Here is a 23,558-nt window from a genome sequence, read left to right on the forward strand (position 1 = left end):
ATCATTTAAATATCGTGAAGTTCACGCTTCCGTATACCCTTCTCTCCACAAAGTGCGGATGTTCCTCGAAACTGTTTTTCTTCCCGTGTTCCAAGACGAAGAGTCCGTCTTCTTTCAGCAAGTTGTTCTCGAAGATGAGATCGGGCAAGGTTTCCAGCCCGGCAAGCTCGTAGGGAGGGTCGGCAAAGATAAAGTCGAACTGCTCGCGTCCGCTTTTGAGGTATTTGAATACGTCACCGCGTATGGGTAGGCACTTGTCCGTCTTTAATTCTTGCATAATCTTGCAGATGAAGGCATAGTGGTCGCGGTCTTTTTCCACGCTGATTACTTGGTCGCAGCCTCTGGACACAAGCTCGATGCTGATGCTGCCCGTACCGGCAAATAGGTCGAGGGCACGGATGCCGTCCTCAAAGTCCATGTAGTTGGAGAGCACATTGAACAGATTCTCTTTGGCAAAGTCTGTGGTGGGGCGTGCCTTGAAGGAGTGGGGCACGTCGAAACGTCTTCTTTTGTATATTCCGCTGATTACTCGCATAGGGTTATGGCTTGCAGGTCAAGATTAGTGGCGGGATTCATGATGAATACCTGCCGGATGAATTTTCGCAGTTCGGGCAGTAGCAGTTCTTTGTCGTTTAGGTCACCGGTCAGGTGCAGCTCATCGCGTTCCTGCTCGAAGCCGAGTTGTTTCCATATATATAATAGGTAGTAGACACGGTCGGGTGTGCTTCTGCATTCAAAGGAATTGGCAAGAAGGAGGCGTCCGCGCTCGTAGCCGTATACGTCTACGGCATCTTTTCGCAAGTGTGCATACATCTTCCGGTTGTTGCCCAAGCGGCTCTTTGAGGAGAAGAACTCAATGAAGGGGCTGGCTTGGGAATAGAACTTGACATCGGGATACTGTTCGCGAAGGAAGGAGCAGGCACTCTTATCCATGCCGAACAGTACGACAGTGCTGTTCTTATGCAGTATGTTGTATTGTACGGTTTCGTTTTCCCGTTTAGGATGGTTGTGATAGAAAATGATTTCCGTTTGTTCGTCCTCGAAGAACTCCAGGGGAATGAACGTGAAGCGTTTGTCTGCCATGAGCACATTGACACGGCGGAAGGGGCGTTCCAGCCATGCCAGTTCGCGGAAGGTCTGTTTCAGATTGGCAGTGAGGGAGAGGGACTCGTCCACTGCACGGTCGTAGTAAGAGAACTCACCGTCGCCCAGAGGGTTGAACACAGAAAAAGAAAATCCATCCGTACTGAGACGGATGGATAATGTATACTGTTCCGATTTATTAAAATCAGTCGTTTCTATCATACGTTTGTCGGGGTGAGATTATTCCCAGTTACCGGCGTTGTTGTTAGCTGTTTCCAAGCTACCAATCATCAGACCGCAGTACTTGCCAAGTTTGGTTTGTACGTCCTTGATGTTGGCAATTTCTTGTGCATCCAGACCGTTCAAATAAACTTCGTACGGAGTCTTCACTTCGAGCAGACAGAAAGGAGCACCGGATTTAGCTGTATCGTTCTTGATGGCCATTTCGAACTGTGCACCGTTTCCGAAGGGAACATATCTCATTGAATCGGGGTTGAAGCCCTTCGGGAAGATAGTGTCCAATACGGCTACCCACAAGGTGTCACGTTTGAAGTTTTCCAATCCCCATTTCTTGACGTCAGCATAGTTACCTGTCTTCTTTGCCTTATTGATGATGTTGATGGCTTTCTTTTCAGTCAGACCGTCTTCCAGCTGCTTATCGTTCAGTTCTCCTTGCTTGAAGATGAACGGAAGTTTCTGGTTTTTAACAAAGTCAATCAGAGAGTCGAAGCTTGCAGTATATTGCTGGTCATGTAAAGTACGATATTCCAATTGTGCTTTACGGATGTCAATCAGACGTGCAATGACGGCTGCGTCTCTGTGCTTCTTTGCTTTTTCAAAGTTGATAGGACCCATAATGCTGGTGTAACAAATATAAATTAGCACCAAAGCACATAAGCCTAAAATGACATTAAATACTGTTTTCATGATAAATATGTTTTTTAGTTGTTATATTCGCACCGCAAAAATAAAAGAAATTAATTTAAAAACGATAGTTCCCTTTACTTTTTTCTGTTACAAAAATGATAAATAACTATTTAGAAAGGCAAATTAAGGAAAATTTTCCTTACCAACCAACTCCTGAGCAAGAAATTGCTGTAAAATCTTTATCGGAGTTCCTTCTGTCACCCCGTAGCGAGGTGGCTTTTATGCTTCGTGGTTATGCGGGGACGGGTAAAACATCGTTGGTCGGTGCCTTGGTGCGGACGTTGGATAAGTTGCAACAAAAGTCGGTATTGCTGGCACCGACCGGACGGGCGGCAAAAGTTTTCTCGGCGTATGCGGGGCATCCGGCGTTTACAATTCATAAAAAAATTTATAGACAGCAATCTTTCTCCAATGAGCTGAGCAATTTTTCTGTGAACGATAATTTGACAACTCACACTTTATATATAGTGGATGAGGCCTCAATGATTTCCAATGAGGGACTGTCCGGTTCCATGTTCGGCACGGGCAGGTTGCTGGACGACCTGGTGCAGTTTGTCTATTCCGGCCAGGGATGCCGCCTGCTGCTGATGGGCGATACGGCACAGCTGCCGCCGGTGGGGGAGGAGCAGAGCCCTGCCCTCTTTGCCGATGCCTTGAAAGGCTACGGGCTGGAAGTGGTGGAGGTGGACTTGACGCAGGTGGTGCGCCAGGAGCAGCAGTCGGGCATTTTGTGGAATGCCACCCGCCTGAGGCAGTTGATAGCGGAAGACGATTGCTACAGCCTGCCAAAGATAAAGGTTTCGGGGTTTGCCGACATTAAAGTTCTGCCCGGAAATGAGCTGATAGAAACGCTGAGCTCTTGCTACGACCATGACGGGCTGGATGAAACTATCGTGGTGTGCCGCTCCAACAAGAGGGCGAACATCTACAACAAAGGCATCCGTGCGCAGATTCTCTGGCGTGAGGATGAATTAAACACCGGTGATTTGTTGATGGTGGCGAAAAATAACTACTTCTGGACGGAAAAGGAGAAGGAGATGGATTTCATTGCCAACGGTGAGACTGCCGTGGTGCGCCGCGTGCGCCGTACGCGAGAGCTGTATGGCTTCCGCTTTGCAGACGTGACGCTGGTCTTTCCCGACTATAACGACTTTGAACTGGAAGTGAACATGCTGCTCGATACGCTGCATACCGACTCGCCTGCGCTGCCCAAGGCAGAAAACGACCGGCTTTTCTACTCCGTCCTCGAAGATTATGCCGACATCACCGTGAAGCGCGAGCGGATGAAGAAGATGAAGGCAGACCCGTACTACAACGCCTTGCAAGTGAAGTATGCCTATGCCGTGACTTGCCACAAGGCGCAGGGCGGGCAATGGAAGAATGTCTTTCTGGACCAGGGGTATATGACGGATGAATATCTGACACCCGATTATTTCCGTTGGCTCTACACCGCCTTTACCCGTGCCACGGGAACGCTCTACTTGGTGAACTATCCGGAAGAACAAATAGTTTGAAAAAGAGAGGGGTACCGATGCAGTATTCCGGCATTTTTTGTATTTTTGTAGATAGAACAACTATAACTGAACAAGTATGAAGAAGCTATACTCTCTCTTTGCTTTGATAGCACTGCTGTTTACCGCTTCCGGTTGCGAGGACGATTACCGAAGCATGGTACTTTTCGAAGGTGTGGAGCCTATCTACCAGATTGGGACATGTGACAATCTGGTGTCCAATCTTTCTTATTATCTTTCTGAAACAAACGAAGATACAGTGCTGGGCATTGACGGCGGCGACGGTTCCTATAATGTGATTAACGAGCACGAGTCGGTGGCTTCCGTGACTTTTACCGATGATGTCAACGGGTATCAGCGTATCAAGATTCATCCGCTGGCAGAGGGGGAGACGATTGTGAAGGTGATGGATGGTTCCGGTGAGGAAACACAACTGCGCATCACGGTGAAAGGTCGTAGGCAATATACGTTGACGAAAATGGGCTTCGAGTATGGTATCAGTAGTGGTGCACCGACGGAACTGCTGGGTGATGTTTCTAAGGCACTTGCCGAGCGTCCTTGGGTGAAGGATGGCGGGTATTATGTGCTGGTGCCCGAAGATTTCTCCAATAGTATGTGGAAAGGTGTATTGGAAATCTATCCGACGGGAAAAGAGGAGGAACCGCTAATGGGGATATACGAGACAGTTCCAGTGGAAGATGAGAACGGAGATACATATGCATTGTGGCAGTTTACTTATAATGGAGAGAAGAGGCTCTTTACGCGGACGGTCTCGGGAAATGGTAAATGTGTACTTGCGGAAAATGTAACTCCTTTCTGTCCTTCCGGTTTGCTGCCCGAAGGTGCACTGGTGGTTTATCGCGAAATGTTTATACTTCGGATGGAATAAGGTTTTAGTGGAAATCTTGTCAAGAGCAGATTTACGAAAGATTAACAGACGGGAGGCTTAGGCTTCCCGTTTTTGTTTCTGTTGCGCATCATCTGTCTGTTCTGTATGCATCATTCGTTTGCTTCGAATGCATTGTCTGTTTGTTTTGGACTAATCATCCGTTCCCTCCACTTCACTGTCCCAAACCTTAGGGCTTTTCACGGAAACCCCAGGGCTTTGGAGGGTAAATGCCAGCCATTTCACTTGCTAAGGTGTGGCATTTAGGATGGTAAGGTGTGGAGTTTGGGGAGCCGGCATGTGGCATTTCAAATGGAATACCGTGGAGGATAAAAAGAAAAGGAGAAGCAATGCTCCTCCTTTCCCGGTAGTTTAGTTTTGAAATATCTAAAAAATGACATTACAAATATACAACATCGCAGAGGCGATGTCAAGTGTTTCGCCAATTATTTTCGATTATAATCCTGCCAATTCCAAAACTTTGTCAATGGCAGCGTTCAGTCCGTCAGCATTCTTGCCGCCGGCAGTTGCAAAGTGGGGCTGGCCACCGCCACCGCCTTGGATAAGCTTGGCGGCCTCTTTCACCAGGTTTCCGGCTTTCAGTCCGCCTGCCACGAGGTTGTCGCTCAGCATGACGGTCAGCATCGGCTTGCCTTCGGCTTCAGTTCCTGCCACGAAGAACAGGTTTTCCGTAATCTGGCCACGCAGCTGGAAGGCGATGTTTTTCACTGTTTCTGCCGGCAGGGGAGCACAGAACTTGATGACTTTAACGCCATTGACTTCCTGCACGTTCTTCAGCAGTCTTTCTTTCAGCTGTGCTTCTTTCTCTTTCATGAAGTCCTCTACCTGCTTCTTCAGTCCGGCGTTTTCGTCAATATACTTACGGATGGTTCCGGCAAGGTCGGGTGCGTTGTTGAAGAGCGCCTTCAAGTCGTGCAGCGTGTCCTCGATGGTGTTCATCAGTTCCTCCACGCGTGCACCCGTGTAGGCTTCGATACGGCGCACACCGGCAGCCACGGAGCTTTCGGAGATAATCTTCACCATACCGATGTTTCCGGTTGCAGCCACGTGCGTACCACCACAGAATTCTACGGAAGAACCGAACTGGATAACGCGTACATGGTCGCCGTACTTCTCACCGAACAGAGCGATGGCGCCCAGTTCTTTGGCTTCTTCGATAGGAATGTTGCGGTATTCCTTCAAAGGTATGTTGGCGCGAATCTTTGCATTAACGATGTGTTCCACCTTGCGGATTTCCTCGTCCGTCACCTTCTGGAAGTGTGAGAAGTCGAAACGCAGGGAGTCCGGTGTAACCAAAGAGCCCTTCTGCTCTACATGCTCGCCCAATACTTCGCGCAGCGCAGCATCCAGCAAGTGGGTAGCAGAGTGGTTGGCGGCACAAGCGGCACGCTTGTCGGTATCCACGCATGCCATCATCGGAGCTTCCATGTGTTCGGGCAGCTTCTTGGTGATGTGGATAGGCAGGTTGTTCTCCTTCTTGGTGTCTACCACTTCGATGGTCTCAAACTCGTTCACCAATACACCGGTGTCACCTACCTGACCGCCGCTTTCGGCATAGAACGGAGTCTTGTCCAGTACAATCTGATACAAGGTTTGGTTCTTCTGCTTCACTTGGCGGTAGCGCAGAATGGATGTTTCGTATTCCGTATAGTCATATCCTACGAATTCGGTAGTACCCTCCTTTAGCGTAATCCAGTCACCGGTCTCTATGGCGGCGGCATTGCGGGCACGCTGTTTCTGCTGCTGCATTTCGGCGTCAAACTCCTTGATGTCGGCAGTCATGCCGTTTTCGCGGAGAATCAGTTCCGTCAAGTCGAGCGGGAAACCGAAGGTATCATATAAGGTAAAGGCATCCTTTCCGCTGATTTCGTTCTTGCCGGTGGATTTGGCGTCTGCCATGGTCTTTTCCAGCAGGCGGATACCCGTCTCCAGGGTGCGGAGGAAGGAGTCTTCTTCTTCCTTGATAACTTTGGCAATCAGTTCCTTCTGTGCATCCAGTTCGGGATAAGCGGCGCCCATGTTCTCGATGAGTACGGGGAGGAGCTTGTACATGAATGCCTGCTTCTGTCCGAGGAACGTGTAACCGTAGCGCACGGCACGGCGGAGGATACGACGGATGACGTAACCTGCCTTGGCATTGCTCGGAAGCTGTCCGTCGGTGATGGAGAAGGCGATGGTGCGGATGTGGTCGGCAATTACACGCATGGCGATGTCCGACTTCTCATCTTCGCCATACTTCTTGCCTGCCATGTCTCCGATGGCTTTCAGTATCGGTTGGAATACGTCGGTGTCGTAGTTGGAGGTCTTTCCTTGCAGTGTGCGCACCAGTCGCTCGAAGCCCATGCCGGTGTCGATAACCTTGGCGGGAAGTCCTTCCAGGCTGCCGTCCGCCTTGCGGTTGAACTGCATGAACACGAGGTTCCAGATTTCAATCACCTGCGGGTGGTCTTTGTTCACCAGCTGGCTGCCGGGTACTTTGGCCTTCTCTTCTTCCGAACGGGAGTCCACATGGATTTCCGAACACGGACCGCACGGTCCCGTATCACCCATTTCCCAGAAGTTATCGTGTTTGTTGCCATTCAGAATGTGGTCTTTCGGCAAGAACTGCTCCCAGTAAGAAGCGGCTTCGTTGTCGCGTTCCAGTCCTTCTTCGGCGCTACCTTCGAATACGGTGGCGTAGAGGTCTTTGGGGTTGAGTTTCAGTACATCCACCAGATACTCCCATGCCCAGGAGATGGCTTCCTTCTTGAAGTAGTCGCCAAACGACCAGTTGCCCAGCATCTCGAACATGGTGTGGTGGTAGGTATCGTGACCCACTTCCTCCAGGTCGTTGTGCTTTCCGCTTACGCGAAGGCATTTCTGCGAGTCAGCAACTCTTTTGTATTTCGCCGGGTGGTTGCCCAAAATGATATCTTTAAACTGGTTCATTCCCGCATTGGTGAACATCAACGTGGGGTCATCCTTAATCACCATCGGGGCCGAAGGCACTATCTGGTGACCTTTACTTTCGAAGAAACTCTTGAAAGAGTCTCTGATTTCGTTTGCAGTCAACATACTCTCTATTGATTTATCTGATTCTAATTTGATTTATCTTCTTCTGTCGTTTTTTGTCCGTTTCTTACTACTAACTACTTGCTACTTAGTCTTAATATTCTTGAAAAAACTGTGCAAAGATAGCTTGTTTTTATGATATAGCAAAGCTTTATTTCAATATATTCTGGAAGGGGTGATAATGTGGAAATACCTATGCAAATAGTCTCATTAATAACCAAATGTAATAACCGATTTTAATAACGTTTGGCAATAAACAGTGATGAATGAACAAGTGTTTCTTGAATTTACTCTAAATTTCAATCTAAGGCAGACTAGGTTGAATAAACCGACTATTATTTATGCTCTATTTTCATTTAGGGGAAAGCAGTATAAGGTAAATATTGGAGTGAAAGTTTATCCTTCGCAATGGAATAAGCGGAAACAAATTGCTACTATTAGTAATGGGCAAACTAGATTGGATAATAGGAATAATGAAATTGTTAATAAAAGAATAAGGTCTATACTTGCTTCTTTTGAAGAGAATAAGAATTATCTTTGTGAAGATATGGAAAGAATCAACTTCCTTTTTGAAGAAATGAAGCAAATTATTAATCCTAATTTGAAGCAACGTAATGCTATGGGAGAAAAAGAAAAATTATCTGCAACTTTTATTTTAAGGCAGATGGTAGAGAAGTATATCGATGGAGAAAATAGTAAGAACATATATATGGGATATGTTAGGTCTTTTGAGAACTTTTTGAAAACTAGAGATATTCTTAATAGTGTATCTTATATTAATGGAGATACTATGGAAGATTATCAGCAGTATTTATTGTCGCTTAATTCTAAGATTGCAACGATTTTAAATAAACTCAATGGAATTAAAACATTGATTAATCATGCTAACAAAGACAAGGAAATAAAAGCTGGTATAGACATAATATCTTTCACTCCTATTAAGGATAGGCGAACTAAAGAACAAAAAAAGAGTAAGCAAATTCCATTAACAGAAAAACAACTTTTAGCTATTTATGGTTACTCAAATCTTAAACCAAAAGAAGAAGAGGCTAGAGATTTGTTTATCTCCCAGTGCTTACTAGGACAACGCATATCTGATTTGCCTAAGATTTTTAAAGGTGAATATACTGTTACGAAGTTAGAAGGTAATGTTGAGGTTATTTCTTTTGTTGTTCAAAAGACTGGAGAACAAGCTACAGTGTATTTATTTCCCTTGGTAAAAGAGATTTTGAATAAATATAAAGAAAAGGGGTTCGAGCATATCAATTTATTGGGAGAAGATGCTAACGTTGTAAGAAATAATGAGGCTAAATTAAATAGAGTAATTAAAAATGTATGCAAGAAGGTTGGACTAGATAGTGATGTAATTTATACAGAACAAATAGGTGAGGAGGTTATTAATAAAAAAAAGAAATTATATGAGTTAATTCATACTCATATTGCTAGGCATACATTTATTACTTTGATGTGCCGTTCTGGGATTCCTAAAGAAGATGTAATAATAGCAACTGCGCATACAGACACCACAATGATAGACGATGTTTATTTGCATGAAACTGTAAACGATAAAGGAACAAGGCTTATTAATTCTTTAAAGAAAATCAAAAACAGTAGATTATTCAAGGTTGAAGGGACTGATAATATGGTAGATGCTACAATGAATAAACAAGAAACGGTCAAGAAGCCAATTTCAAGGGCGAGCGTGGCTGACAATATAACCTTTGAAACCTTGTTAGACACTCAATTTTTTGCATCCAAAATCAATAAGGCTGTTGAACTACAATCACAAGTAGGTCACTTGAAAGATGGGAAACTATGTAGCTATGACAATGAAATTGCGTCCCTTATAAGCGAGATAGAAAAGTTCTCCCAATCTTCCACTTCAGATTCTGATGTGGCAAAGCAATATGTGAAACAGTTATCTGTTGGGAAGCTGTCAGACTTGTATGACTGTTTTAGGGAAATGATTATCAAGTGCGTTAAGATTGGTATCAGTAAGGATGCAATTATGCAGTTTATCAATAAGGCTTTGGAAATAGGCTTGTTGGATAATGCAAGATTCACCAATATAAAAGAAATCACTACAGCCTTATTGGATAAAAGAAATCAAGACTGACAAGTTTTTTAGGAAATTAGGGTTTCTGGTAAGGCTGAACAGCATATTCTCCCCGAACAGCTCCGGTTATGGGGAGAATTTTTGCTTTATTGCCCCCTCAACTCAAATATTCCACAATTTCTACTTGTCGTTTGGTGATGCAGTCGGGACTTTATACCTTTGCACTGTGATTGAAAGTCAGAAATGACCGAGTTCCTCGTCACCCAGATTCACCACTACAAACCTAAATCCACTTCAAATGAAAGAACTGACCTACGCTGACATTCGTAAAATGGCACTGGAGCACGGTATCAAGGACACAAGGCTGCACATTGGGCTTTGGGCTTCTGACCAATACATCAAGAAACGAAAAATGATTCAAGGCAAGATGTACATGGTTTACCTGCCGTATCACAAACCGGAGCAGGAATAGTTTTCAAGTTCCAAACTTACTTCCAAGCTATCAGAAGAGGACATATCCTCACTCCATGAAGCTCCCTACACGAAGTTTTAAGAAAGTTGTCAAAGTGTTTTGGCACCTCACCAAAGTGCAGTATCTTTGCAACATCAACATGAGATAAGGGCGGTATCACTGAAACCACTGAATTACCGACTTGAGGCACATCTGAAATTGAATTGTCTGAATTTACCTGCCATTTCAATCCACCTTATCTTGCCAGATTATCTATTTAATAATTATTTATGGGACTAAGAATGAATGGAGAAACAGAACTTACATTCAAGCAACTACGTGAGCTTGCACTAGCCCACCATGTAAAGGACAGCAAGACTGTTATTGGAATATGGGCTAAGCTGAACGGCTATTCCAAGAGACGCAAGCAGAAAGATAACAAGGTTTACACCGTTTACATCAAGATGAGCAATGATAAATCCAATAAAACCAATAACTATGAGAAAGCATAGACTACCAGAATTAATCAAGTACATTGACGTTAGAGGCGTTAACAAATCAATAATTGAATTTAATGCAAATCTAGACAAACTGAACGACTTCTTTAGTATATTTCCCAAGTGGGGAATTTCTGTAACAATTAAACTGCTTAAAGAGTTAAAGAATGATTCTGAAGCCATGTGTAACAAATATTTCAGTATCATATCAGAAAGAATCTTGAATGAACTTTCTGCACGACCAGACGGTCTGGATGTTGAGAGCTACAAGAAAGAGGCTAGCCAATTAAAGATACATTTCAATCGCATTAAACTGTGCATGCGAGATACAGATTTCAGATTCTTCATTCATGAAGGATTGAACGAGGACATGTTTCATGTCTCAAATAATAAAGTTTATGGAAACCTAAACACAATGTACTTCTATATCAACGAAAATTCACGCTATGCAGAATGTGGAGATGAATCTTTTATTTTAAACAAATTGCAGGACATCTGTCACGAACTGAACGAACTCAGACAGTATGACATTTTGAATGCGTTACCAAAATTGATAAAGGATAGTCCCAACGAGGGATATGTAGTTGACTCAAACGCTTTCGACGAATGTATGGATAAGCTATTGTATAAGAGATGACAATAAAATGTATAAGGGAGGACTGTGCAAACGGTTCTCCCTTTTCGTGTTCATACCCACCAGACATATATCCCCAACTGTATATGCAACCAAGTTCAATAGCCTGCCGCCATGCGAGCCAAGAACAGAAGTGATAAATACAGATGTACATCTAGTCTGGAATTTACCTATTCCCTATTTTGAGACTCCAATAAGTATTCCCGATTTTAATACTGGGACACTCCCTAAAATGATACCCTAGTAACATACCTATTATATAACATACCTTATATATGAAAAATGAAGTTCCTACGGAACTACAATTTTCTGGAACGGGAGTTACAGATAATTCCATTAATCAGATGAATGACAACCAATCAATTCTAACGCTAAAGCAGTATGATATGGTATAAACCAGACAACATTATTTTTAAGAACAGAAAGGAAGCCAAGAAGTATTTTGGAACTAATAAATATTACAAGATTGAACGGGAGAAGAAAGATATAATATTTATAGACGACCACAAATCCATAGCTACTAATGGGGGCAATCAGACAGACATTGATAAGTAAGGATATTATCAGTTTCAAGAAGACACTGAACGCTTATATCTACTCCATTATAAAAATGAACAGCAATTATTATAACGGGGTGTCAGAAATCACCTATCCTAAAATAGCTGGACTGTCAGATATATCAGAGGGCATTATAAAGACACATCTAAGTGAGAAGGATGAGAAGGGGAAGTTTGTTTTTAAGGACAATCCACTATTTCTAGGCTGGGAATATTTCTATGTTAACAGTAAAACCCATATCAGATATAAAATGAATACCAAGCCAGAGAACTATTTCATATTGAGGAATGACTTTATTCTGGATAAGAATCTAACCCCTAAAGAAAAAGACTTCTTGCTAAAGTTCATGGCTATTTGTACTAATAATACACATTACTTAAAAGCAAGCAAACAAGACATTAAAGATAAAATAGGAGTAGGTAAAAACAGCACTGTAATTGACAGCCTCATCAATAAAGGGTATATAGTTCTTATTAATGGATATTATATTGCCAGATGCAAAGACATGCCATTATCCAGAGACTTGGAAAGAGCCAATATCTACCAGACAATAGAGGACTTCTGTATAGGACACGGAGTTATACCACCAGCCTATGACAGAAAGAAAATAAATCTTATTCTTACTAAATACACTACTGTTGGCAAAAGCAACCGTCAAGACTTCAAACAGACACTAATTAAGAAATGCAAGCATATAGAGCAAGGGAATTATCAGTATTTATTAACTGCACTAGGTCTATATAAGAAGGAGATTAAACCATATCCCCAACCAGAAAAATTTGAAATCATATTATAGGGGAAAGCTCCAGACTGGCAGATAAGGTCTGGGGCTTTTTGTGTATCTAATATGGTGGTAATTCAAATTAGCGAGTTTAGCTTTCATTGTTAGATATGTTGTTTAATGTTTTTAGGATAATGTTTCAAATAAAGTATTACATTTGCATAATTAATAATCACTACCTATGGAAGAAGAAAAGAAAAAATGTTTTGTGATAATGCCAATTAGCGATGCTGATGGTTATGAGAAAGGACATTTTACCAGAGTATATGAACACTTAATCAAACCAGCTGTTATAGAAGCAGGTTTTGAACCAGTTCGAGCAGATGATACATCTAAAGCTAATTTCATTGTAGTGGATATATTACAACAGATACTTAAATGCGACATAGCTATATGTGATTTAAGTTCCAGAAATCCGAATGTTTTCTATGAATTAGGTATCAGACAAGCCTTTAATCTTAGAACCATCCTCATTAAGGATAATAGGACAGCTATGCCATTTGATATATCTGGTATCAGAACATTAACATATAATGAAAGTCTCAGAATAGATGAGGTGAAGAAAACTACACCAGAGATGGCTAAGTGTATTAAAGATACTTACGAAGCGGACATTAAAGAAGTTAATTCTTTGTTACAACTATTATCAATAGAGAAGCCTGCCACTCTACCTGCTAAAGTAACTCTCTCTCAAGATTCTAACATGATTCTAACCGCTATTAATGATTTAAGTAAAAAGGTTAATATATTAAGTAGAGAATATAATTCAGACCTTGAAAATATAATAGATGGACAATTTATTACTTTACCAGATGGGAAAATGATTACTTATGGTACAAATTTGTATTATGATAATAATTTTCTTGGCAAATTCATAAGTAAAGATGACGATTACATAATGGTAAAACGTCAAGATGGAAATAGCTATCAAATACTAAAATATAGATTAAATGATGATTTGTTAAATAAGCTGTCCACCTCTGGTATTGGTGCAACATTTTTACCTTTTTAGATTTTAATAAAGGGTTAGCGTGCCCATTAAACACAGACATTAAGTTGCTAAAATTAGAAACTTTTATATTAATATCTTTACCTATTATAATTTGCTTTCAGAATTAGCTCAGTTGGATTCTTTTTTACTTCTATAAATGGAACTTGTGAAAGTATTAACACAACTCCAGAAGAAGCCCTACCCACATAGTTCTGGTTAATTTCATCACGGGTTATATGTCCTTCTTTTAATAATGTATTGATGGTTTGCTTGAAAATCTCAATCTTAATAGTTCCTATCCTTCCAGTAGAAGTTATCCTTGTTATTTTAGTCCAATTCACATCTAATATTTTATTCTTCAATCTATCACATTTAATGGTCTTGCCTTTTAATGGCATTATGTATTTATCCCATATATAATCAAACGAATAAATATCTGTGGAATTATTTGTAATAGATGGAGTTGCTCTATTGTAGTTAATTGACTTTACTAACTCTTCATTAGAAAAAAAATATAGAATTTCAATATTTAATTTTTCCGCTACTTGAATCGCATCTGGTAATACTTCTCCATTAGTCACAAGAATCGCCTTAGTACAATCGAAATAATCTTTGGCACCATGTAATTCCATTATCATCTGGCGATTAACTTTACGAGTAGATGCTCCATACATTTTAGCTTGAATAGCTAACATCTCTTCTCCTTTAACAGCAAATACATCTATGCCGTAATCTCCACTACAAGCAGTACAATTCGCCTTATAACCTTGTTTACGAAAATATAAACATATTAGTTCTTCATAATCTCTAGGTGTCATATCTCTTGTCTTTGGGTTTTATTATCTCTATATATATTTCTCAAATATAGTGATTATCTACAAAAATTGAAAGATAGATATGATAAAATATAGGTACTTAAAATCATACCCCTCCCCCTTTAGTTCTGGGAAGTGTTTCCATATAAGGTACAGAGCCATATAGGGTGGAATTACTGGCAGTAGAAAAACGGTTGGCATGTATATCCGTATCTGGTGTATGTCTTAAGCGCTTCTGTTGTGTTACCCCTAACTCCCCTCACCGTATCTTTAGGGGAAATGAACACCAGATGCGAAATCACCTTCCAGTCCCAAACGCTTGAAATTCTGTAACAGCCATTACGGGCAAATACAGATTTATTACAGAAATGCACATGCGTACAAGGCTGGAAGGCTTTTTGTTTCTGGTTATCATTCCCTTTTAATTCACTCATTACTAACCAATAAATTATCGCTTATGGAAGATTTAAAGGCAATTCTGACGGTTGGTGCAATATTTATTGTACCGTTCATTGCAGCCCCAAAGGTAATGTTTGCCATAGTGCTGTACATTATCGTTTATATGGCATTCAGATGGAGAAATTTCTAATTATCAACTTAATAATTTACAGATTATGGAAGCATTACAGATTATGCCAGCCATGGCACAGAGAAGTAACAGCAATTTAGGAGAATTTGCAGAGGATGCAACGGTAGTTGTGGAAGAAACAGCAAAACCAAGTATTACTTTCTTGGAAGCCAATACAGATTCTATTACACTGGAAGAACTTGCAAACAAATGTGTTGTGCCTACTTGGGCAAACCAGGAATTAACCGTTGCACACCAAGACTTTGTTTCTTGTGTGCATGAGGCTGCAAGCTCATTCTATGCAGGTGAAAAGGTGAACTTTCCAGAAATAAGAGTTTCACATATAGTACGTGGCAGAATACCGTCCGCACTAGGCAAGAAAGCAAGTGAACTGTTAGAATGTGAAAAGACACAATTCTATCAAAGACTTGCTTTTGCCTTTACCGTTCCAACCATTTTTGAAACGATAAGAGGGCAAAGGCTTGAACTGTGTATAGGTGGGGTAAGGAATTACAGTGATTTGAATTTGTACCGTTCTTCCAAAGGCTTGGAAAAGTTTTCCGTCTTTATTGGCTGGAGAATGAAAATCTGTTCCAATCAGATTCTTACTGGTGAAGGTGTGAGGTTCAACATGGAAGTAACCAATATCAGTGAGCTTTACAGAAATGTACTGGAATTGTTTAACAGCTTCAATGCCGCCAAAGAAATACATTTGATGCAGACATTATCAGATATTTATCTGTCTGAAACACAGTTTGCACAAGTGATAGGCAGAATGCGAATGTACCAAGCTCTTTCACCTGCGAGACAGAAAGCAATACCAAGACTTTTAATCACTGACAGCCAGATAAACAGTGTTTGTCGCGAGTATTACACGAATGAAGTGTTTGGAGTGAAGGATAATGCTATATCAATGTTCGATTTCCATAACCTTTTGACACAAGCAAACAAAATGAGTTATGTGGACGCTTATCTGCAACGGGCTGTAAATGCTACAGAACTGGCAACGGGCATTGCATCCGCTCTGCATGGTGATGAAAGATACAGCTGGTTTCTTTCTTAGCTGTATCTGGAATTATATCCTATTACTGGTTTCTCAAAACTGGAGATTATGCTACGGAATTTATTCTACGTGTTACTGGCTACTTTGGTATTCTTCATTGCAATGGCATTATTCCCACTTATAGCGGTGGGATATATCCTGCTGCTGGGCTACGCCATTGTTAAAGGATAGCTTGGTATGGAGGACATCTATATAATAAGGTATAGGTGTCCTTTTTATTTATAAACCTCTTAAATATTAAATGATATGGTAATAGAAGACAGTCGCGAATACAAGGCAGCGCAAGAACTTGAAAGAGCCTTGAACGATTATAGTTGGAATCCTAAAAGGTTTGCAGAGAGTACAAGATATTATCACCGTACACTACAGCAAGAACTTATGAGAACCATTGTGGCAATCATTCAAATGGTTGGTGATGAAAGCTATGGTACAGACCTTAGAAATCAAGCCTCACATGAACTTTGTAAAAAGATTATTGAGAGCGGTGCATTGGATGAAGCCTATTTGCCGTTCATATAGGCTTGAACGTAACAAAGGACATCATTAACTTGGTGTCCTTTTTTATTATATTCACTTCTTCACAAAGTGAATGTTTCTTTGATTATCAGCAAGTTGGATATTCCAACTTAAAAATGACATTCACTTTTATTCATTTACATACAAAACTGAACATTATGAGTTTAAAATATTCAAGCACTACAGCAGATTATCTGCAATGGAGCGAGGCAATGAACTTGATAAGAAAACTGGCTAAAGATGGAAATTACAGAATTTCCCTTCTTATATCTTTGGGCTGTTTCACTGGCTTAAGAATATCTGACATTCTGGCTTTACACTGGAAGCAGATACTAAATACCAGTGAATTTACAGTGATAGAGAAAAAGACAGATAAGGTAAGAACTATTAGGATAAACACCCAACTTGGGCAGCACATTAAAGAGTGCTATGAACAGATAAAGCCTATAGGGATTAACGCACCTATTTTAGTGAGCCAGAAAGGGACTGTTTTCACTATCCAAAGAATCAATGTGATACTGAAAGAGGTGAAAAAGAAGTATAAATTAAAGGTTAAGAACTTTAGTTGTCATTCACTTAGAAAGACTTTTGGCAGACAAGTTTATAATATGAACAGTGATAATTCAGAGCTTGCCCTAGTAAAACTCATGGAACTGTTCAATCATAGTTCTGTAACCATTACTAAAAGATACTTAGGTTTGAGGCAGGAAGAACTACTAAATACCTATGACTGTCTTAGTTTTTAACACATTATTTTTGTTGTAAATACAATACCTTTCGTTATCTTTGTGGCAATTCTAACAGCCTAATGCGTTGGGAAGTTGGAAGGACATAGTTAACGAAAGGTGTTATTGAAATTATCTTCTAAAGTCAAACTTCGCAACTTTGATAAATAGCATGAAGATGATGGCAATAGCACCACATCATTTGATATATACCTGCCTTATATCTCATATAAGGTCTTTAGATATTATCAAACTGGTGTGGGCTATTGTTTTATCCATGCTATTGGTAATGCGAAGACCAGACTTTGGGATAAAACAGTAAGTTCCCACACCTTATTTTTTTAATCTGCTTTCATCTGGGAATTAGTTGGCACAACATTTTATACCATGATATTTACAAATCAAGAACTTGGCGCTATTCTGAAAATGGCTACAGTTATGGCTGATGCTGATGGTAAGGTAACTAATGAAGAAACAGCATTAATGTTTGTTGAACTTGTGCGTTTTGGCGTTGTTAGTGAAGATAAAGTAAAAATTGTTATTAATGAGTCAAGCAAACTCACTTCAACAGAAGCATGTAGCATCATTTCCAAAATGACAAATGAAGAAAAGAAGTATGTAACAGCATATTTAGGTGCAATAATTTGCGCTGATGGAAAGATTGAAGATTCAGAAATCAAAGCATGGTCTTTGATTTCTAGTATTTGTGATTTGCCAAGAATGTCAATAAAAGAAGCACTTGAAATTATAAATAAACTGTAATATGTTATGGCTATAAATAATATTTCTTTTGAAATACTTGAACGCTTATTGAGGAAAAGTAGTATATCAACCAATGACCGTTGCCAGATTGATTCTTTTGTGTATGCTTCATTAGCTGATTTTTGCAATGATATAAAACCCAATGAGATAGAGAAAGTTCACATTTTAGAGGAAAGGAATCTTTACAGATATATGAATGCGGCTTGTACTGTTTTAGGTATATATGGTAAAGATGCCTTTGATAAGTTACTTACGACTTCTCCATTTAATAGAATGTATTCTGAACTTGCATTGGAATACAGAGGTAAAGAACTTCAAAAAAACTTTATCATCATTATGATAAAGATGCTTTTGGCTTTAGGCGGTAACGGTGGAAATCAGATAGCCACTCCTATCTTTGAAGGTGAGATGCCACAAAAGTTGATGTCATTCAGAAACCAAACAGCCAAAGATTGGTTTGGGAAATTGGTTACAACAAAAGCTTATATCTTAGCGAATATCTATGAAAAAGCATCATGGGAAGAAACTAAAGCACATTTATTTGTAAGTATAGCTTACCAATTACAGCATAGTAACCCCATTAAGTATGGTATAGATGCAAATGTGCCAATGAATGATGCTCTGATGAATATTATGAGAAAGTTTATTGATGAGCAAGGTGGAAATCCGTCTGTAATTTACAGCAATAGCGGAGAAGTGTTGAGCAAAGTTTTATAACCATGTCTATCAAAGATTTCTTCAATAATCTGTTTAATTCTCTGTTAGATGGTTCTTTTGAACGAATGAGGATTATAAATGTAATGAATCAAAGTTTTAGAGAATTTTTCTATTCTGGAGAACTAAACAGATTGTGTAAAGTATCCATATCTCAAGGAGATAGGGAATTCTCCCATGAAATGAGTTCGCTTTGGTTCAGAAGTGGATTTAAAATATCAATCGAAAATGATATAAATCTTCTTGATTCTGAAATTATGGAAATTTCAAAGTATGTATTATCAAATACAGCTTTCATTCGTCAGTTAATGGCTATGGGATTTGACACTCTTATTGTTGTTGGTGCAACAAGCGGAAAGGGTAGAAAGTTCTCGCTGAAAGGTTATGCTAATTTGAATAATTATTATATCTAACAGTATGTTTGCATGGATTAAAAGAATGATTCAATCATTTAGTGGCAGGAAAGAACGATTAAATGAAAGCAATAATGTCGTGGAAAGTATTGCCAAATCTAAAATGCTTTATAAAGAACTTATAAAAAAGTCACATCCAGACAAGCATCCGCAAAAGGAAAAATTAGCTAAAGAAATTGCAGCCTTAGTGAATGATAATAGGTATAATTATCGGGAATTGCTTAAATTGAAGGAACGTATTGAAAATGAGTTATAGGAAATTGGCTATTCTGTTTCTTGTTTTCATTTTGAGCCCGATTTAACAAATCATTCATCTGATTATGAGTGTAATTATGGAAGAGGACAAGGAGGTAAATAACTAAAATCGTAATTAATATGGGAATGTTTGGAAATTCTGATAGGGAAAAGCATATTGCAGCCATTCAACAAGAGGCAAAGGTGCTAACAACCGTAATGATGAAGCTAACAGAAATGATAGATGAAGGAAGAAGTTATTGTTCTATCCATTCAGAAGAAATTATCGAATTAACACAAAAGATTAATTCGCATAATGAGACATTGAACTTTCATGTCAATTGTCTCCCACAAAGTACTGTAGCTACAATACAAGTTCCGTGGGGAGAAACTGGAAGGTCAGGGGAGTTTGCAGTATGGGCTATGTTTATAGAAAATATAATTCATACCGCAGGAGGACAATTACAAGAATGGGGATTATGATATGACTACAATAGAGAAAGTTGTAATCTGTAAAAAAATTAAAACCTCTATTGTATATGTATCCTTTCATGCTATTATCCAGAGAACTAATTCATGAAATTTACAAATATGATGTACATTAAATTTTCAAGTAAAGATACTACAGCCATTATTAATGCTACAGATAAATTAATAAACTGTAATCCTGCTAAAAGTTGGAAAGTAAAGTCTATTTCACCGGAACTTAAAGAGATTTGTAGGATAGTCAGAGGACAATTAAGAAGTATGGGATATATGGAATACAAAGTGAATTATCTGCATCCTTTAATTGAGGTAATGAACTTGTTTGGTTCATTTTTCAACTTCTCTACGGCAGATACTATACAGAGAGCTATATCATTATATCCTTCCTATGCTTCTGGTTCAAGAGTTATTCGCTATAAGACAGAACAAGGTGATAATTTAGTTTATGCTGATGATTGATTATGGGATTCTGGGATAAAGTAAAACAAAATGCGCACTTTGCAGGAGAGAAGAGGCAATGTACTCTTTGTTTACAACAAGTATTAATGATGTTGGAAGATGAAGCCTATGCAAATTTCACTACTGCGGAGGCTGCCAGTTTTTGTAAGGAACTAAAGATTGCCTATACTAACTTTGCTTATCGTGTGCAAGAATATAAATTCACATCCTTGACAATAAAAGATAAAGAGTATAATGTCAAAGAATACGATGCTATTATTCAAACTAAAATACGGTATATCTATAAAAAATATGGTATCATTGACGCAAGGTTTAAGTAGCAAGTTTTTGTGTTTATTTGGAATACTAATTTGTTCCTGCCAATCCAAACAGCAGGCTACAGAGGCAGTTTCCAGTATAGACACTACATTACAGACCAGTGCTACTGCCATACTGGAAAGCAAGTTGTCTGAACTTAATGCCCAATCTGGGCAGGTAATTGTTATGGAAGTCCAGAGTGGGCAAATAAAGGCTCTGGTTGGACTTGAAAGGAAAGACAATGCAGACTACCAACCATGCGAGAACTTCTCTGTACAACAGCCTACTGGCTTGATGCAGGGTGTCTCGTTATTGGCTGCACTGGAAACTGGAAAGGTGAAAATGAGTGATAGGGTGAATGCTGGCAATGGTATTTATGTCTGTAAGGGAGATACAGTTTTCGACCATAACTGGCATAGAGGCGGCTATGGTGAAATTACGGTAAAGCAAGGACTGGCTAGTGGCTCAAACATTGCTACAGTCAAGACTATGGAGAATGCTTTTGGTAACAATGCACAAGCATACTTTGATGTATTGTCAAAAATGAGCTATGGCAAGCCAGACAGTATCAATGGCATTCTGCAACCTTATAGGATTACAGAAAAAAATATCACTTGGAACTGCATAGGATATGGACTGTCTGTTTCTCCTATTCAAGTCCTTACATTCTACAATGCTATCGCCAATGATGGGAAAATGGTGCAGCCTCAACTATACAAGGACAGTGTAGTGGTTATCAATCCCCAGATAGCAGATAAGGCTAATATCGACAGCTTGAAACTGGCACTGGCATATAATGTAACAGACGGACTGGGGCAACCTGCCAAGTCAGATAAGACTACCGTAGCAGGAAAACAAGGCACTATCATAGTCTCTACAGATAATGGCAATACGATGTATGCAGTGGAGTTCTGTGGTTACTTCCCTACTGGCAATCCCAAGTATAGTATTATTGTTTCCATTAACAAGACTGGTTTGCCTGCTAGTGGTGGACTGATGGCAGGTGACGTGTTTAAGAAGATAGTTAACAGTGTGGTATTTGAATAATAACAAGATATAATATGGAAGGTTGGATAGTTTTGGGCATAATACTTATAGTTGCTGCTTATTTCTTTGGTAGGATTGGCTATTCATTTAATGACGAAGACCAAGAACAGTCTGGCTATACTAAAATGAATGAGGCTGTAGATGCGGCTATTGATGCAGAAGATAATAAAACAAGAAATTTGGTTATTAAGACCTTGAAAGAAATTGGATGTCGTTCAGAAGAAAATAAAGAAACGAGAAGGATAAGATTTATATATCAAGGAGAATATTTTTCTATTGATGCAGAGAATGAATCTCCATTTATTACAATTTGGGATACATACTGGGCAAGAATAAGTTTAGCAAATCTGGAAATAAATAAACTAAAAGATGCTATTAATGAAACGAATATTAGTATGAGACCCACAATCTTTTATTCTGTTGAAAAAGAAGAAAGTGAAGTTTGTTTACATTGTAAATATGTTATGCCATTTATTATAGGAATACCCAATATTGCCAGTTACCTTCAAGCTAATTTAGACAATTTCTTCATTGCTTACCGATGTCTACAAGAGGAGTTCAAGAATTTGAATGGAGAGCAAGAATTACAAAAGACTAAAGAACGAATCATTATAAAGGGGTTTAATACCAAACGTGATGATGCATAAGAAGAAAGGCAGCATTTGAAGTTTATTCGTTGTTAGTTTTCTGTTATTGGCATGGAAGTGATTGATTGTATAATTCTTAGTAATAGAATATCATGGAAGCAATTTTAGTAATAGTAATCACTGCAATCCTTTTCTACTTTCTTATAAAGCAAGGGAATGCTGCCGCTAGTAAGCAAGATAATAATATTAGTAAATATATAGTACCTAATAAGAATATACCCAGTGAGAAGGATGGTGTTGTGAGAGCCATTTGTGTTAACAATTATGATGGCTGGCTTGAACAGAAACACAAGAATCTGAAGATTGGTAAACAATACACTATAGAATACGCTATAATAGGAAGTTCGACAAGCCGTGTTTACTTAAGTGAATTAAAGGAACAACTGTTTGGCTATAGCCTTTTCAATTGTTATATAAACGGACAAGAAATAGGCTTGATAGAGGATGCACGAATATTTTGGAATGTATCACAACAAGATATGCCAACAAGAAGTACGCGTATCCTACAATATCGTGGAGCAACAAAAGAAGGACTTAAATACATAAGGAATTTTTTTCCTAATGTTCCCATTATTGACCGTTCTAATATGAATAAGCTAACTTTACCTCCAATACCAGACATTAAAGAGATAAAACAATTTGCAATCAATGGTTGGACGCTTGGAGAAATTCATGGTTTGTCACATTGGCAAAGAGTAGAGCGTAATGGCATTTTATTGAGTTTAATCATGTGTAATGGTGAACTATGTTTCCGTAAAGAGGTGAATATAAAAGTGGTATGCTTATTTGCCTATCTACACGATAAATGCAGGTTGAATAATGAAACAGACTTAAAGCATGGCGAGAGGGCAGCAGATATGCTTTATACAATGAGAGATACCTTGCTAAAAGATTTGGACAATAAGGAGTTCTCTTTATTGGAACAAGCTTGCAGACTGCATACAACAATACATAAAACGGGCAATCCAACTATTGATATTTGTTTTGACGCAGACCGTTTGGATTTAAAGCGGGTTGGTATAACTCCATGTCCAGACAAAATGGCAACATCTTGTGGAGAATATTATGCAATGGACACACTCCGTTTTATGGCATTAGATATGAATATTCCACCAATTACCACTGATGTTTGATTACAAAGTTAGTTATATAGATGAGGTGTGATATTGTCAAATACTTTACAGATTGGAAAACTGCATATCTTATTTGGATAGTATGCAGTTGGTTGCTTACTAATAAACCGTCACCCAACTATTACGGTTATCTATTTGAGGAATACGAGTTGGCATGGTGGATTATTGGTTGTATTATCACACTGATTGCGGTCTGGCATTTATACAAAAGAAACTGGATGCAGGCAACCTT

Annotated in this window: 27 protein-coding genes; 22 read left to right on the plus strand and 5 right to left on the minus strand. The window is 39.4% G+C overall.

Going from position 1 to position 23,558, the window contains the following annotated elements; translation table 11 throughout:
- Window position 1 precedes the first annotated feature (1 nt).
- The 3 genes from rsmD to DW096_RS12330 are packed head-to-tail and all read right to left on the minus strand — an operon-like array spanning window position 2 to window position 2,010.
- Window positions 2-535: a 16S rRNA (guanine(966)-N(2))-methyltransferase RsmD gene (gene rsmD / locus DW096_RS12320; RefSeq protein WP_005824070.1), complete on the minus strand. Its 534-nt coding sequence runs from the start codon at window positions 533-535 to the stop codon at window positions 2-4.
- Window positions 526-1,305 (minus strand): DUF3822 family protein, encoded by a 780-nt coding sequence (locus DW096_RS12325; protein ID WP_117951630.1) that lies wholly within the window; start codon window positions 1,303-1,305, stop codon window positions 526-528. The genes rsmD and DW096_RS12325 overlap by 10 nt, the downstream gene beginning before the upstream one ends.
- 18 nt (window positions 1,306-1,323) lie before the next feature.
- Window positions 1,324-2,010, minus strand: coding sequence for a hypothetical protein (locus DW096_RS12330; RefSeq protein ID WP_044468034.1), 687 nt, complete (start codon window positions 2,008-2,010; stop codon window positions 1,324-1,326).
- Window positions 2,011-2,105: 95 nt separating this feature from the next.
- On the opposite strand from DW096_RS12330, the gene DW096_RS12335 reads away from it, so the two are divergent.
- Both DW096_RS12335 and DW096_RS12340 read left to right on the plus strand, forming a co-directional pair.
- A complete protein-coding gene (locus tag DW096_RS12335) occupies window positions 2,106-3,524 on the plus strand; it encodes an ATP-dependent RecD-like DNA helicase (protein WP_120028768.1) in 1,419 nt (472 codons plus the stop codon).
- 76 nt (window positions 3,525-3,600) lie between these two features.
- Window positions 3,601-4,410, plus strand: coding sequence for a hypothetical protein (locus tag DW096_RS12340; RefSeq protein ID WP_005835166.1), 810 nt, complete (start codon window positions 3,601-3,603; stop codon window positions 4,408-4,410).
- A gap of 453 nt (window positions 4,411-4,863) precedes the next feature.
- On the opposite strand, the gene alaS is transcribed toward DW096_RS12340, so the two are convergent.
- Complete coding sequence (alaS, locus tag DW096_RS12345) at window positions 4,864-7,482, minus strand: alanine--tRNA ligase (RefSeq protein WP_057088593.1); 2,619 nt, start codon at window positions 7,480-7,482, stop codon at window positions 4,864-4,866.
- Window positions 7,483-7,741: 259 nt separating this feature from the next.
- On the opposite strand from alaS, the gene DW096_RS12350 reads away from it, so the two are divergent.
- The 6 genes from DW096_RS12350 to DW096_RS12370 all read left to right on the plus strand — a co-directional run bounded on the left by DW096_RS12350 (window position 7,742) and on the right by DW096_RS12370 (window position 13,468).
- A complete protein-coding gene (locus DW096_RS12350; protein WP_118931056.1) occupies window positions 7,742-9,595 on the plus strand; it encodes a tyrosine-type recombinase/integrase in 1,854 nt (617 codons plus the stop codon).
- 238 nt (window positions 9,596-9,833) lie between these two features.
- A complete protein-coding gene (locus DW096_RS19435; protein WP_165853724.1) occupies window positions 9,834-10,007 on the plus strand; it encodes a hypothetical protein in 174 nt (57 codons plus the stop codon).
- A gap of 269 nt (window positions 10,008-10,276) precedes the next feature.
- On the plus strand, window positions 10,277-10,498 hold the full coding sequence (locus DW096_RS12355) for a hypothetical protein (RefSeq protein WP_057254474.1): 222 nt from the start codon (window positions 10,277-10,279) through the stop codon (window positions 10,496-10,498).
- Window positions 10,485-11,120, plus strand: coding sequence for a hypothetical protein (locus tag DW096_RS12360; RefSeq protein ID WP_118931057.1), 636 nt, complete (start codon window positions 10,485-10,487; stop codon window positions 11,118-11,120). The genes DW096_RS12355 and DW096_RS12360 overlap by 14 nt, the downstream gene beginning before the upstream one ends.
- A 520-nt stretch (window positions 11,121-11,640) precedes the next feature.
- Entirely contained in the window at window positions 11,641-12,471 is an 831-nt protein-coding gene (locus DW096_RS12365) for a hypothetical protein (protein WP_158589299.1), read from the plus strand.
- A 166-nt stretch (window positions 12,472-12,637) separates the two neighbouring features.
- The gene (locus tag DW096_RS12370) at window positions 12,638-13,468 is read left to right on the plus strand and encodes a hypothetical protein (protein ID WP_181986311.1); all 831 of its coding nucleotides are present in this window, start codon (window positions 12,638-12,640) and stop codon (window positions 13,466-13,468) included.
- 77 nt (window positions 13,469-13,545) lie between these two features.
- Here the strand turns inward: DW096_RS12370 and DW096_RS12375 are convergent, their stop codons facing one another.
- Entirely contained in the window at window positions 13,546-14,265 is a 720-nt protein-coding gene (locus DW096_RS12375) for a restriction endonuclease (protein ID WP_118931059.1), read from the minus strand.
- A gap of 611 nt (window positions 14,266-14,876) precedes the next feature.
- Here DW096_RS12375 and DW096_RS12385 point away from each other — a divergent pair.
- The 14 genes from DW096_RS12385 to DW096_RS19580 all read left to right on the plus strand — a co-directional run bounded on the left by DW096_RS12385 (window position 14,877) and on the right by DW096_RS19580 (window position 23,326).
- Window positions 14,877-15,893 carry a DUF3871 family protein gene (locus DW096_RS12385; RefSeq protein ID WP_118931061.1) on the plus strand — a complete coding sequence of 339 codons (1,017 nt, stop codon included), beginning with the start codon at window positions 14,877-14,879 and terminating at the stop codon, window positions 15,891-15,893.
- A gap of 48 nt (window positions 15,894-15,941) precedes the next feature.
- Window positions 15,942-16,064 (plus strand): hypothetical protein, encoded by a 123-nt coding sequence (locus tag DW096_RS19670; RefSeq protein ID WP_255421214.1) that lies wholly within the window; start codon window positions 15,942-15,944, stop codon window positions 16,062-16,064.
- 75 nt (window positions 16,065-16,139) lie between these two features.
- Window positions 16,140-16,412 (plus strand): hypothetical protein, encoded by a 273-nt coding sequence (locus DW096_RS12390; protein ID WP_009037602.1) that lies wholly within the window; start codon window positions 16,140-16,142, stop codon window positions 16,410-16,412.
- 155 nt (window positions 16,413-16,567) lie between these two features.
- Window positions 16,568-17,155, plus strand: coding sequence for a tyrosine-type recombinase/integrase (locus DW096_RS12395; protein WP_117867088.1), 588 nt, complete (start codon window positions 16,568-16,570; stop codon window positions 17,153-17,155).
- Between the two features lie 366 nt (window positions 17,156-17,521).
- Window positions 17,522-17,896: a TerB family tellurite resistance protein gene (locus DW096_RS12400; protein WP_117867063.1), complete on the plus strand. Its 375-nt coding sequence runs from the start codon at window positions 17,522-17,524 to the stop codon at window positions 17,894-17,896.
- A gap of 6 nt (window positions 17,897-17,902) precedes the next feature.
- Window positions 17,903-18,613 carry a hypothetical protein gene (locus DW096_RS12405; RefSeq protein WP_118931062.1) on the plus strand — a complete coding sequence of 237 codons (711 nt, stop codon included), beginning with the start codon at window positions 17,903-17,905 and terminating at the stop codon, window positions 18,611-18,613.
- Between the two features lie 2 nt (window positions 18,614-18,615).
- Complete coding sequence (locus DW096_RS12410) at window positions 18,616-19,023, plus strand: hypothetical protein (protein WP_117867065.1); 408 nt, start codon at window positions 18,616-18,618, stop codon at window positions 19,021-19,023.
- A gap of 4 nt (window positions 19,024-19,027) precedes the next feature.
- Window positions 19,028-19,279 (plus strand): hypothetical protein, encoded by a 252-nt coding sequence (locus tag DW096_RS12415; protein ID WP_233555718.1) that lies wholly within the window; start codon window positions 19,028-19,030, stop codon window positions 19,277-19,279.
- Window positions 19,280-19,398: 119 nt separating this feature from the next.
- Entirely contained in the window at window positions 19,399-19,740 is a 342-nt protein-coding gene (locus DW096_RS12420; protein WP_117867066.1) for a hypothetical protein, read from the plus strand.
- 108 nt (window positions 19,741-19,848) lie between these two features.
- Window positions 19,849-20,202 (plus strand): hypothetical protein, encoded by a 354-nt coding sequence (locus tag DW096_RS12425; protein ID WP_118931063.1) that lies wholly within the window; start codon window positions 19,849-19,851, stop codon window positions 20,200-20,202.
- A 2-nt stretch (window positions 20,203-20,204) separates the two neighbouring features.
- Window positions 20,205-20,522, plus strand: coding sequence for a hypothetical protein (locus DW096_RS12430; RefSeq protein WP_117867068.1), 318 nt, complete (start codon window positions 20,205-20,207; stop codon window positions 20,520-20,522).
- Window positions 20,494-21,546: a penicillin-binding transpeptidase domain-containing protein gene (locus DW096_RS12435; RefSeq protein ID WP_120136876.1), complete on the plus strand. Its 1,053-nt coding sequence runs from the start codon at window positions 20,494-20,496 to the stop codon at window positions 21,544-21,546. Before DW096_RS12430 ends, DW096_RS12435 begins: the two co-directional genes overlap by 29 nt.
- Window positions 21,547-21,560: 14 nt before the next feature.
- On the plus strand, window positions 21,561-22,193 hold the full coding sequence (locus tag DW096_RS12440; protein WP_117867070.1) for a hypothetical protein: 633 nt from the start codon (window positions 21,561-21,563) through the stop codon (window positions 22,191-22,193).
- A gap of 92 nt (window positions 22,194-22,285) precedes the next feature.
- Complete coding sequence (locus DW096_RS19580) at window positions 22,286-23,326, plus strand: hypothetical protein (protein ID WP_233555719.1); 1,041 nt, start codon at window positions 22,286-22,288, stop codon at window positions 23,324-23,326.
- Window positions 23,327-23,558: the final 232 nt, after the last annotated feature.

It is taken from the genome of Bacteroides sp. AM07-18 (assembly GCF_003602695.1).
GTDB classification, from domain to species: Bacteria; Bacteroidota; Bacteroidia; order Bacteroidales; family Bacteroidaceae; genus Bacteroides; species Bacteroides uniformis.

Excerpts from the sequence above, each read along its gene's own strand:
- DW096_RS19435 (WP_165853724.1), top strand. The coding sequence starts at position 9,834 with ATGAAAGAACTGACCTACGCTGACATTCGTAAAATGGCACTGGAGCAC.
- DW096_RS12325 (WP_117951630.1), bottom strand. The coding sequence starts at position 1,305 with ATGATAGAAACGACTGATTTTAATAAATCGGAACAGTATACATTATCC.
- DW096_RS12385 (WP_118931061.1), top strand. The coding sequence starts at position 14,877 with ATGGAAGCATTACAGATTATGCCAGCCATGGCACAGAGAAGTAACAGC.
- DW096_RS12425 (WP_118931063.1), top strand. The coding sequence starts at position 19,849 with ATGATGTACATTAAATTTTCAAGTAAAGATACTACAGCCATTATTAAT.
- DW096_RS12440 (WP_117867070.1), top strand. The coding sequence starts at position 21,561 with ATGGAAGGTTGGATAGTTTTGGGCATAATACTTATAGTTGCTGCTTAT.
- DW096_RS12330 (WP_044468034.1), bottom strand. The coding sequence starts at position 2,010 with ATGAAAACAGTATTTAATGTCATTTTAGGCTTATGTGCTTTGGTGCTA.
- DW096_RS12410 (WP_117867065.1), top strand. The coding sequence starts at position 18,616 with ATGTCTATCAAAGATTTCTTCAATAATCTGTTTAATTCTCTGTTAGAT.
- DW096_RS19670 (WP_255421214.1), top strand. The coding sequence starts at position 15,942 with ATGCTACGGAATTTATTCTACGTGTTACTGGCTACTTTGGTATTCTTC.
- DW096_RS12355 (WP_057254474.1), top strand. The coding sequence starts at position 10,277 with ATGGGACTAAGAATGAATGGAGAAACAGAACTTACATTCAAGCAACTA.
- DW096_RS12420 (WP_117867066.1), top strand. The coding sequence starts at position 19,399 with ATGGGAATGTTTGGAAATTCTGATAGGGAAAAGCATATTGCAGCCATT.
- DW096_RS12415 (WP_233555718.1), top strand. The coding sequence starts at position 19,028 with ATGTTTGCATGGATTAAAAGAATGATTCAATCATTTAGTGGCAGGAAA.
- DW096_RS12335 (WP_120028768.1), top strand. The coding sequence starts at position 2,106 with ATGATAAATAACTATTTAGAAAGGCAAATTAAGGAAAATTTTCCTTAC.
- DW096_RS19580 (WP_233555719.1), top strand. The coding sequence starts at position 22,286 with ATGGAAGCAATTTTAGTAATAGTAATCACTGCAATCCTTTTCTACTTT.
- rsmD (WP_005824070.1), bottom strand. The coding sequence starts at position 535 with ATGCGAGTAATCAGCGGAATATACAAAAGAAGACGTTTCGACGTGCCC.
- DW096_RS12350 (WP_118931056.1), top strand. The coding sequence starts at position 7,742 with ATGAATGAACAAGTGTTTCTTGAATTTACTCTAAATTTCAATCTAAGG.
- DW096_RS12340 (WP_005835166.1), top strand. The coding sequence starts at position 3,601 with ATGAAGAAGCTATACTCTCTCTTTGCTTTGATAGCACTGCTGTTTACC.
- DW096_RS12360 (WP_118931057.1), top strand. The coding sequence starts at position 10,485 with ATGAGAAAGCATAGACTACCAGAATTAATCAAGTACATTGACGTTAGA.
- DW096_RS12405 (WP_118931062.1), top strand. The coding sequence starts at position 17,903 with ATGGCTATAAATAATATTTCTTTTGAAATACTTGAACGCTTATTGAGG.
- DW096_RS12375 (WP_118931059.1), bottom strand. The coding sequence starts at position 14,265 with ATGACACCTAGAGATTATGAAGAACTAATATGTTTATATTTTCGTAAA.
- DW096_RS12395 (WP_117867088.1), top strand. The coding sequence starts at position 16,568 with ATGAGTTTAAAATATTCAAGCACTACAGCAGATTATCTGCAATGGAGC.
- DW096_RS12435 (WP_120136876.1), top strand. The coding sequence starts at position 20,494 with ATGGTATCATTGACGCAAGGTTTAAGTAGCAAGTTTTTGTGTTTATTT.
- DW096_RS12430 (WP_117867068.1), top strand. The coding sequence starts at position 20,205 with ATGGGATTCTGGGATAAAGTAAAACAAAATGCGCACTTTGCAGGAGAG.
- DW096_RS12390 (WP_009037602.1), top strand. The coding sequence starts at position 16,140 with ATGGTAATAGAAGACAGTCGCGAATACAAGGCAGCGCAAGAACTTGAA.
- DW096_RS12365 (WP_158589299.1), top strand. The coding sequence starts at position 11,641 with ATGGGGGCAATCAGACAGACATTGATAAGTAAGGATATTATCAGTTTC.
- DW096_RS12370 (WP_181986311.1), top strand. The coding sequence starts at position 12,638 with ATGGAAGAAGAAAAGAAAAAATGTTTTGTGATAATGCCAATTAGCGAT.
- DW096_RS12400 (WP_117867063.1), top strand. The coding sequence starts at position 17,522 with ATGATATTTACAAATCAAGAACTTGGCGCTATTCTGAAAATGGCTACA.
- alaS (WP_057088593.1), bottom strand. The coding sequence starts at position 7,482 with ATGTTGACTGCAAACGAAATCAGAGACTCTTTCAAGAGTTTCTTCGAA.